Annotated in this window: 7 protein-coding genes; 4 read left to right on the top strand and 3 right to left on the bottom strand. The window is 63.5% G+C overall.

Translation table 11 applies throughout. The features are described 5' to 3' along the window. A partial coding sequence (locus ACIQ36_RS16690; protein ID WP_395831383.1) for an AsmA-like C-terminal region-containing protein occupies positions 1–2,688 on the top strand: 2,688 nt, incomplete at its 5' end. Here ACIQ36_RS16690 and ACIQ36_RS16685 read toward each other — a convergent pair. The 3 genes from ACIQ36_RS16685 to hppD are packed head-to-tail and all read right to left on the bottom strand — an operon-like array spanning position 2,685 to position 5,879. Continuing rightward, positions 2,685–3,704: a fumarylacetoacetate hydrolase family protein gene (locus ACIQ36_RS16685; protein ID WP_395831381.1), complete on the bottom strand. Its 1,020-nt coding sequence runs from the start codon at positions 3,702–3,704 to the stop codon at positions 2,685–2,687. The genes ACIQ36_RS16690 and ACIQ36_RS16685 overlap by 4 nt on opposite strands. A gap of 12 nt (positions 3,705–3,716) precedes the next feature. Continuing rightward, complete coding sequence (locus ACIQ36_RS16680; RefSeq protein WP_395831379.1) at positions 3,717–4,847, bottom strand: homogentisate 1,2-dioxygenase; 1,131 nt, start codon at positions 4,845–4,847, stop codon at positions 3,717–3,719. Beyond that, positions 4,848–5,879 carry a 4-hydroxyphenylpyruvate dioxygenase gene (hppD, locus tag ACIQ36_RS16675; RefSeq protein WP_395831385.1) on the bottom strand — a complete coding sequence of 344 codons (1,032 nt, stop codon included), beginning with the start codon at positions 5,877–5,879 and terminating at the stop codon, positions 4,848–4,850. It lies immediately after the preceding gene. Between the two features lie 157 nt (positions 5,880–6,036). Between hppD and ACIQ36_RS16670 the strand changes: the two genes are divergently transcribed. From ACIQ36_RS16670 to ACIQ36_RS16660, 3 genes are all read left to right on the top strand, one after another. After that, the gene (locus ACIQ36_RS16670; protein WP_395831377.1) at positions 6,037–6,537 is read left to right on the top strand and encodes a MarR family winged helix-turn-helix transcriptional regulator; all 501 of its coding nucleotides are present in this window, start codon (positions 6,037–6,039) and stop codon (positions 6,535–6,537) included. Between the two features lie 20 nt (positions 6,538–6,557). Then, on the top strand, positions 6,558–6,977 hold the full coding sequence (locus ACIQ36_RS16665; RefSeq protein ID WP_395831375.1) for a YciI family protein: 420 nt from the start codon (positions 6,558–6,560) through the stop codon (positions 6,975–6,977). A 149-nt stretch (positions 6,978–7,126) separates the two neighbouring features. Next, a complete protein-coding gene (locus ACIQ36_RS16660; RefSeq protein ID WP_395831373.1) occupies positions 7,127–7,522 on the top strand; it encodes a hypothetical protein in 396 nt (131 codons plus the stop codon). Positions 7,523–7,543: the final 21 nt, after the last annotated feature.

Here is a 7,543-nt window from a genome sequence, read left to right as displayed (position 1 = left end):
GAACGCTCACCGATTTTCCTGCGCGCCGACGCCATTCAGGCCGATCTCGATTTAGGCGCGCTGCTGGTGGGGACCGTGCGCGTCTCTTCTTTACGGGTTGAGCATCCGGTCGCCGAATTTCTCGATCTGCCGACGGGCACCGATTTCTTGGGTTTTGGCCGCGCGACCCTGGAGCGGGTCAGCATTATCGACGGCGAAGCGGGCTCCCCCCTCATGGACGCAGGCGACCGGCTGACCGGGATCGACGCCGATCTGACGTTTGGCAAACCCGGCGATGCGCCGCGCCTCACCGCCACCTTCCGCCACCGCACCTTGCCGTGGCGGATGGAAGCCTCCTTGGGCCGCGCGCTCGCGTTGCAAGTCGGCCCGCGCGGCGGCGGCCCCACCTTGCGCCTCACCGGCATGCTGGCCGAAAAAGGCGGGGCGCGCTTTATCGGCAAGCTCAAGGGCGAGGGCACGCGCGCCACCGAACTTGCCCACCTGCTGGGGTTCGGCGTGCCGAAACCGGCGGAGGGGCGCTTTGCCCTCGACGCCTCGGTCGATCTGACGCCCAACGGCCTCTCGCTGCACGATCTCAGCGTCGCGCTCGGCGAACAACGGCTGGCGGGAAGCCTTACCCTCGCCTGGACCGATCATCTCACCTGGCAGGCCAGCCTGCGCACCGCCCGGCTCGATCTGGATGCGCTCCGCACACCCTGGCAGCCGCCGCTGGTGCCGCGCGTCGATTCCACTCTTCCACACGGCACGCTGACCCTTGCCGCCGACGCGGTGGAGTGGCGCAGCGGCGTGCTGCGGCAAGCGCGCGTGAGCGCGGCCTGGGAAGATGGCATCGTCACCGTCGCAGAAGCTGCCGTCGTTTTGCCCGGCGGCACTGATATTGCGCTGAGCGGCGCGGTGCTTCCCGATGAAAACTGGCGCTTTGCTGGGCGTGGCGAGTTCGGCGGCGATGATCCCCGCCCCGCCCTCGTCTGGGCCGGGCTCGATCCGCGTTGGTTTCCGCGCGGCGACCGGGTGCGGCGCGTGAGTGGAACCCTGGCGCTATCGGGCGACCGCGACAGCCTTGTGGCCGACCATCTCGATCTCAGTTTCGACAATAGCCGCCTGACCGGGGCCGTGCGCATTGAAGGTTGGGAGCGCCCCAACGTCACCGCCACGCTTGCCGCCGACCGGCTGCCGCTGGATGCGCTCACCCCGCTGACGCCCTGGGGCGAGTTGTTGGCGGGGGACCAGGGGTTTGCGGGCCTGAAGACGCTCGACGGGACCCTGTCGCTGACGGTGGGCGAAAGCGTGCTGCGCGATCATCCCTTACGCGATCTCGGCCTGACCGCGCGGCTGGTCGGCGGCATTCTGACCATCGAGGAAGCGCGCGTCTCGGGCTTTTCCGGCCCCGAGCCGATCACCCTCGGCGGCACGCTCGACGCTTCGACCGGCCCGGCGACCCTCGCCCTGAAAGCCAGCGGATCGATTGCCGATCTTGCCCGCAGTGCCGATTTGTTGCGCAGCCCCGTGCCGCTGCGCCCCGGTGTTGAGGGCCGCTTTACCCTCGCGCTTACCGGCCCCGTCGCCAAAGCCGATGTTGCGCTGGCCGCCCGTATCGGCGGGCTTGAAACCCAGTGGGGCGGCAGTTGGTCGCCGCTCGCGGGAACGGCTTTGCTCGATCTCGACGCTAACGGCCCCTCGCAGAGTCAGGTGTTGCGGGATCTAACCTTGGGGCTTGCGGTGGAGGGCGACGGGCCGGTGAAACTCACCGCCCGGCTCGATCTCACCCGCGACCGCATCACCATCGACAGCGCCGCCCTGCGCCTGCCTGATCTTGCGGCGGATGCAAGGGGGGCGTTAGTTATTCCAGCAAAAGATGGAGCCTGGAAGCTCAGCGGCGGTATCGGGGTTTCCGTGTTTCGCCCAGCGCTGTGGCGGAATAGTGCCCTCACCTCCAGCCGCCTTGCCGACGCGCTTCTGCTGCCCCTCGATCTTGATTTGGCCTTACGCATCGGCCTTCTGGAACAAGCGCCCTATTCCCTCTCCGATGTTGCAGGAAGGGTGCGCTTTTCCGACGGGCGCTGGCGCTTCGACGAGGGGAGCGCGAAGCTCTACGAAGGCACGCTGGCGCTCGCCGGAACGCTCGCCTTCGGCGAGGCCGAACCGCTGCTGACCGCGACGGTCGATCTGAAGGATGCCGCCCTGGGCCGGGCTACCGCCGCCCTCTTCGACGAGCCCGACGCCGAAGGCTCCCTGGCCGTGAAGGGCACGCTCACGGCCAAGCCGCTCACCCTCAAAGAGCTACCGGCGCGGCTTACCGGGCGTTTAGAGGCGACCTTGGGGGCCGGGCATTTCGGTGGTATCGATCCGAAGGCCCTCAGCCAAGCCCTCGCCCCCGCCTCCGAGACCGACCCGGCCCGCAGCGCCGAGCGCGGCCTTGCGCTCTCCAACGCCTTCGCGGGCGGGCAACTGGGTTTTGCGGGCGGCAAGGGGACAGTCGACATCGCCAACGGCGGCGCGCAGGGCGGGAATTTTACCCTCAGCCTGCCCGACCTGAGTGTGGAGGCCAGCGGGGTTGCCGCCGACCTTGGCCCCCTCACGCAAGGCCGCGTCACCTTTAGCCTTAAAGACGGCGAAACCGCCGTGCTCATCGCCGAGCGGCGCGGCGCGGCGTGGCAACGGCGGTTGGAGTGGGCGGAAAAGCCCTAAGCCGTGTAGGTTTCGACCGTCTGCTCAATCGCCCCGAACAGGCTCGCTCCGGAAGCATCCTTCATCTCGATCCGCACCCGATCGCCAAAGCGTAAGAAGGGCGTGCGCGCGCCGCCGTGCAGCAGGGTTTCGACCATGCGCACTTCCGCCAAGCAGGAATAGCCCAAGCCGCCATCAGCAACCGGACGCCCCGGCCCGCCGCCCAAATCCCGGTTCGAGACCGTACCGGAGCCGATGATCGCCCCCGCACTCAAAGGCCGGGTTTTTGCGGCATGGGCGATGAGGGTGGGGAAATCAAAAGTCATATCCACCCCAGCATCGGCCTTGCCGAAAGGCTGGCCGTTGAGGCTGACCAGCAGCGGCAGGTGCAGCTTGCCCCCGTCCCACGCTACGCCCAGCACTTCGGGCGTCAGTGCGACCGGCGAGAAAGCGCTGGAGGGTTTCGACTGGAAGAAGCCGAAGCCTTTGGCGAGTTCATTGGGAATGAGATTGCGTAAGGAAACATCATTCACCAGCATCACGAGCCGAATGGCTTTAGCCGCCGTCGCCCGGTCCGCCCCCATCGGCACATCATCGACGACCACGGCGACTTCGCCCTCGAAATCGATGCCATAGTCTTCGCTGGCCATCGAAATCGGCGCGCGCGGGGCAAGAAACGCATCGGAGCCGCCCTGATACATCAGCGGATCGGTCCAGAAGCTTTCCGGCATGGCCGCGCCGCGCGCTTTGCGAACCAATTCAACGTGATTCACGTAAGCGCTGCCATCGCACCATTGGTAGGCGCGCGGTAAGGGCGAATGGCAGGCGGTCTCGTCGAAAGCAAAGCTGCCCGCCGCCGTGCCCGCCTCAAGCTGTGCCCACAGCGCTTGAAGCTTGGGAGCGGCTTCGGCCCAAGTGTCGAGCACTGCTTGCAGGGTTGCGGCAATGCCGGTGGCCGGAACGGCGCGGGTGAGGTCGGTCGACACGAGGATCAGCGTCCCGTCGCGCCCGCCTGCCCGAAGTGTTGCGAGTTTCATAAAGCTTCCCCCTTAGTCTTTTTTTCCGGCCCAGCTATTGACATAGCCCGCCCATTCCACCGACGCCGCCCCTGCCCCAATATCGAGCGCATCGCGCGTATCGATCATCACCGCATATTCATCGGTCGCGGCTTTCGTCTGCTGAAAGGCTTTGCCGAGCGCCTTCGGGTGTGGCCCGTGGGTGAAGCCGCACGGATGAAAGCTCATCATGCCGGGGTGGATATTGTCGCGGCTGAAGAAATCGCCCGCGTGGTAGAATAGCACTTCATCATAATCATCGTTGTTGTGGAAGAAGGGCACTTTCAGCGCGCCGGGATCGGTTTCGAACAGGCGCGGCGCGAAGGTGCACACCACGAACCGATCCGCCACAAAAGTCGTATGGGCCGATGGCGGCAAATGGTAGCGATGGCTCATCAGCGGGCGAATATCGCGCACATTGATCCGCACCGCCGTCAGATTGCCCTTCCAGCCCTTGGCGTCCAGCGGGTTGAACGGGTAAGTGACGGTGGAGAAGACTCCGCGCCGTTTGATGCGCACTTTCCAGTCGCCCGGCCCCTGCTGCGCCTTGAAGACTTCATCGATTTTCGGCACGTCCAGCATCGCCGGATCGAAAATCGCGTGTGGGCCGAGCATGCCTTTATCGGGCAGCTTATAGGAAGAATTGGTCGCCTCGATGAGGAGCGCCGAGAAATGCTGTGCCCTCTCCAACCGCCACATCGTGCCGCGCGGCAGCACGATATAGTCGCCCGCCTCGATCGCCAGATGCCCATAGTCGCAGAACAAATCCGCCGTGCCGGTATGGACGAAGATCAAATCGTCGCCGTCGCCATTGCGGGCGAGATGGTCCATCCGCTCCGGCGCGCGCCAAAAGCGCAGGCGGGCGTGACTGTTGAACAGCACCTCCGGCGCGTCGAACGGGCACGGCTCGGTCGCGGTTAGCCGGGAGAGATCGAAGGCGCGCGGGCGCAACGGCCCTTCCCAGTCGGTCCAGCCGGTCGGCGGGTTGGCGTGGTACATATGGGTGGCCGGGCCGAAGAACCCATCCCGGCCCAATTCCCGCTCGTAGGTGCCGGGGGGCAGGTCGCAGTGCGCCTGCCGCGAGGCTTCCCCCTCGATATGGGGGAAATCGAAGGCCGTCTTCATTTAGATCACGCCCCGACGGATTTGGTCGAGTTCGATGGATTCGAACAGGGCGCGGAAATTGCCCTCGCCGAAGCCTTCATCGCCCTTGCGCTGAATGATCTCGAAAAAGATCGGACCAATCACCGTATCGGTGAAGATTTGCAGCAGAATGCCGCCGTCTTCGGTCGGCGCGCCGTCGATCAGAATCCGGTCTTTCCGCAGGCGTTCGGTATCTTCGCCGTGATAGGGCAGCCGGTTGCCGATGAGTTCGTAATAGCTCTCCGGCGTATCCATGAACTTTACCAGCTTCTGCTGAAGCGCTTCGACGGTTTCATAGATATTCTCGGTCGACAGCGCGATATGCTGAATGCCTTCGCCATTATAGGCGCGCAAATATTCTTCGATCTGGCTCTTATCGTCCGAGCTTTCGTTGATGGGAATGCGGATTTTGCCGCACGGGCTGGTCATGGCTTTCGACACCAGCCCCGTTACCTTACCTTCGATATCGAAATAGCGAATTTCACGGAAGTTGAACAAGCGCTCGTAGAAGGTCGACCATTCGTTCATCCGCCCGCGATGGACGTTATGGGTGAGATGATCGATCTGCGCCAGCCCCACGCCGAAAGGCACCGGCTCCGCGCCCGGCAGCGGCACGAAATCCACATCGTAAATCGTGCTGGGGCCGTAGCGGTCCACCAGATAAATCAAACTACCGCCGATGCCCTGAATGGCGGGGATATTGAGTTCCATCGGCCCCACCGCACCGGTGAAGACCTTCGCCCCTAAGCTTTCGGCGCGGCGCACGGCATAGGCCGCATCCTTCACGCGGAAGGCCATCGCGCAGGCCGAAGGGCCATGAACGCGGGCGAAGGATTGGGCGAAGCTTGACGGCTCGGCGTTCAGAATGAAATTCACGTCGCCCTGTTTGAACAGCAGCACGTTTTTGGAGCGATGTTTTGCCACCGCTTTGAAGCCGAGGCGGGTGAACAGCGCCTCCAGTTGCGCCGGGTCCGCCGCCGTATATTCAACGAACTCGAAACCATCGGTCCCCATCGGGTTGATATCGGTAATTTCGCTCACGTCCAGGCCCCTCTCAGAGTTATTAAATTGCCGTCTGCGGCAGATTGCGTTGCGGTCCCATCTGGGAAACAATAGCTCAAACCGATATTAGTTTCATAAGAAACAAATCGCAAGTAGGATGGGTGAGGAGATGACGCAGGCCCCTAAGGACACACCGCTGAATTTGGAGCGGTTCATGCCCTACCGATTGAGCGTGCTCAGCAACCGCGTGAGCGCCCTGATCGGCAAGCTCTATTCGGATCAGTTCAATCTTACCATTCCGGAATGGCGGATTTTGGCCGTGCTGGGCCGCTATGGCGAGATGACGGCAACCGAAGTTGCTGCCCGGACGGCGATGGATAAGGTGCGCGTGTCGCGCGCCATCGCCCGCCTGCTGGAAGCCGAACGCCTCGCCCGCAGGGTCGACCCGCAGGATCGCCGCCGCCTGACGCTGGAGATGACCGAGGCGGGCCGGTCGGTGTACGATCAAATCGTCCCGCTCGCGCTTTCCGCCGAACAACGGTTGCTCGCCGGGATTCCGCAGGCCGATCTTGCCGCCTTTGAGCGCTTGGCGAACCATCTTACCGGCGCCGTGGCCGCCTTCGAAGCCGAGTTGGGCGTCGTACTCGATGGGGTAGACGCCGGGGTTTAACCAATCGCAGGAGACGGGCGATGCGCGTGATGGTCTTGGTGAAAGCAACCGAAGACAGCGAAGCCGAGCTTACCCTCGGAACGCCCGAACTCTTCGAAGCGATGGGCAAGTTCAACGAAGAACTGGTCAATGCGGGAATCATGCAGGCGGGCGAGGGGTTGAAGCCGTCGCGCCAGGGTAAGCGGATCGCCTTCGATGGGGCGAACCGTACCGTGATCGACGGCCCTTTCGCCCACACCCGCGAACTTGTGGCCGGGTATTGGCTGTGGGAGGTGAAAGATATGGCCGAGGCGGTGGACTGGGTAAAACGCTGCCCAAACCCAATGCCGGGGCCGAGCGAAATCGAAATTCGCCCCCTCTATGAGGCCGCCGATTTCGAAGCGCTGATGACGCCGGAGACGCAGGAACAGGAAGAAAGGTTGCGCGCTAGGCTCGCCTAGCGTTAAGCGGCACGTCCGTCGCCCCCTGTGACAATGGGGGCAAGGCGCATATCTGCGTTAAAATTGGTAAAAATCTGCATCTATTCTTCTGCATTGCGACTATGGAAGCGGAGGGGCGGGTCGCCCTCGGCCAAAAAGGGGAATAGGTCATGAGCGCTTGGCGTCAGAGTCTCGTCTGGAAAATCGCGCTGCCCGTGCCGCTGGCCTTGATCGCCATGATCGCGGCGATTGGGTTGATCGTCCCCCGGCAGATCGACGCCGACACGCAGGCGACCGCCACCGAAAACGCCCTGCAAACCATCGCCCAATTTAAATCGGTGCGCGATTACTACAATACCGCCATCGTTCCCAAGATTCGCGGCACGCAGGATTTGAAGCTGACGCATCTGCACGCGAACGACCCCAAGGGCGTGCCGATCCCGGCAACCTTCATGCTCGATATGTCCGGGCGCTTACAAGATAAGGGTGTCAGCCTGTCTTTCTACAGTCCCTACCCTTTCCCGGAACGCGCAGGCCGCAAAACCGATGATTTCCAGAAAGGGTAGGGACTGTAGAAAGACAGGCTG

The sequence above is a fragment of the Elstera sp. genome, from assembly GCF_044372965.1.
GTDB lineage: Bacteria > Pseudomonadota > Alphaproteobacteria > Elsterales > Elsteraceae > Elstera.
Note: the sequence above shows the minus strand (reverse complement) of the source record. Positions and strands in the feature narration are given on the sequence as shown.